This window comes from Moorena sp. SIO4A1 (genome assembly GCF_010672065.1).
Lineage (GTDB): Bacteria > Cyanobacteriota > Cyanobacteriia > Cyanobacteriales > Coleofasciculaceae > Moorena.
Genome location: NZ_JAAHHX010000293.1, coordinates 1 through 2,392 on the forward strand (window position 1 = coordinate 1; position 2,392 = coordinate 2,392).

At 45.2% G+C, this 2,392-nt stretch carries 2 protein-coding genes; both read left to right on the forward strand.

Going from position 1 to position 2,392, the window contains the following annotated elements:
• Positions 1-914 precede the first annotated feature (914 nt).
• Positions 915-1,811: a transposase gene (locus tag F6K53_RS37445; RefSeq protein WP_293069245.1), complete on the forward strand. Its 897-nt coding sequence runs from the start codon at positions 915-917 to the stop codon at positions 1,809-1,811.
• Positions 1,768-2,392 (forward strand): transposase (locus F6K53_RS37450; RefSeq protein ID WP_293084706.1); only part of this gene is annotated, 625 nt, incomplete at its 3' end. The genes F6K53_RS37445 and F6K53_RS37450, both read left to right, overlap by 44 nt.

Sequence of the window (2,392 nt, forward strand, 5' to 3'; positions counted from 1 at the left end):
CTATAGCTCGCAATTTTACACTCAATTTATACCGTGACCACATGTTTGACAACATGGCACAAGCTCAACGACTATGTTCTTTTGGTCTAGATACGCTTAAGCAACTTTTTAGAATGAAATAGCCCTGGGGTAGTGGCTATGTCTTACTAGCTGGCCAAGACAAAGTCAACCTAAAATATCGTGGTATTTCTTATGGCATTGCTGATTCTGGGTATGATTCCGGTGCTGATTCTGGGTATGATTCCGGTTCCGGTCGCCCCCCAATTTGGGAAGGAACAAAACTCTTAAAGTCCCCGGTAGTGAATCAGCAAAGTGTGGGATAAGCAAGGGAGTCATTCCAACTCCAAGGGGCGATCGCTAATCGCTAACAGGTGCATCTCATTAAAGCTAACTACTCAGAGCAAAAAGTAGAGCTTGTTGAGAAAGATGTAAATGGGAGCAGGTCAATTTTGTAAGAACACTTGAACTACAAACCCTTGAACTACAGTGTTTTCGGGGCTTCAGTACCAGTCATGAGTTTTTAGTACATTTGTTCTACGAATTTGACCTGCTCCCGATGTAAATCACAAGCCCCATCAAGTTAATGGTATATGTATATTGCAAGCCGTTGTAGACAGCGACCAGCAAAAATTAGGGCTTGAAAAGATTGAGATAAATTACAACCCCTTGAAGTATTAAGTAGATGGCAATCCAGGCGGATCGCGACCAATCGTCAGGTGGGCAGTGCCTACCAACGGGCTTTGTCAGCTGATTTGATCCGTATTAAGCACTGCCCACCTGACAGGAACTAGTCATAAACCAGTGATTAATCGTAGTAATAAACGTAACTTCTCAATTACCCCTGCACCCCCTGTGAAGGGATCTATGTTGGCAGTCCCCTTGCCAAAAGTACGTAAATCTGGTCTAACAGAGATATGACTGAAATTCCTGTGCTGGCCACTCTCGACGAAACAACCGACCTCCCAGAGGAGGAGCGTCTGCGCTTGTTTGTGCAACAGCAGCAAGCAATAATAGGGTTGTTGGCGGAGCAAAATCAAGCATTAGAGAAACAGGTAAAACAGTTAACCGAACGCATCAGTCAATTAGAAGAAGAGTTACGGCAGAAAAAGAAACTGAGCAAGAAGCCCCAGTTAAAAGCGAGTAAACTAAACCAAGGCATTGAGTCTCAGCAACAGAGTAGCAAACGACCTGGTTCAGCCAAACGCAGTAAAAAACAAGGGTTCGTGGTCAATGAAGAACGCAAAATAGAGCTAGAGGAGTTGCCAGAGGGAGCAAGATTCAATGGGTATCGGGAATATGACGTCCAAGAACTATGTATAAAGCGCAACAATATTCGATTTTTGTTGGCAGAGTACGTTTTAGAGGATGGGAGTGTTATTTGTGCCCAGTTGCCGCCAGAGTATAGCTTGACGGGTCATTATGGTCCGGAGTTGGTGGGTTATATATTGCATGAACACTACCAAAATCGAGTGCCGCAACCGTTGATATATCAACAGCTAAAGGATTGGGGAATCGATATTTCAGTCGGCCAAGTCAATCGAATATTAACCGAAAAACTAGAGGAGTTTCATCAGGAACAAGCCTCAGTGTTAGAAACAGGCTTGGGCTACTCAAACTACATTCACACGGATGATACCGGAGCCCGCCAGGGAGGTAAGAATGGGTATTGCACAGTGATTGGCAATGAGTGGTTTAGTTACTTTGCTAGTACTCTGAGCAAGAGTCGGAGCAACTTTTTGGAGCAACTCCACGGCAATAAACCAAGCTATGTACGTGGGGGAGTGTTCCCGCAAGTATTTACAGAGCTATAAATTAGGGAAAAAGCAATGGAAGGTCTTGGAGTTTGACTCCAAAGTCTTGGCCAATAGCACCCAAGCCTGGAATCAATATTTGGATTCTATCGGTATAGTCACGCCTTTGGCGGTTCGGTTGGTCACAGAAGCTGCCCTGCTGGGAGGTTTGATTGAGGGGGGAGTTAGTCAGAAGTTGGTGATTCTTTCCGATGGTGCAGGCCAGTTTAATCTCCTGGTCCATGCCTTGTGCTGGGTTCATGCTGAACGAGCCATCCGGAAATTAGAGGGGAGCACTGCTGTGTTTCGCCAGAACATTGAAGAAGTCCAAACCCTCTTGTGGGACTATTACCAAGAGCTAAAAACCTACCCAAAGACTCCCAGTGACCAGTACAAGAAGTACTTATGGGCTCGCTTTGATGAGGTTTTTGGTCGGTGCTATTTGCAACACCCCACCCTCAATAACACCTTGATGGGATTTAGGAAAAACAAGAAACAGCTTCTGAGGGTTCTTGATGATCCGGATATTCCACTCCACAACAATGCAGCCGAGTCTGACATCCGAGAATTTGTCACCCGTCGAAAAATTAGTGGTGGCACTC

Bases quoted from the DNA above. Each gene is read 5' to 3' on its own strand.
- F6K53_RS37445 (WP_293069245.1), top strand. From the start codon at position 915: ATGACTGAAATTCCTGTGCTGGCCACTCTCGACGAAACAACCGACCTC.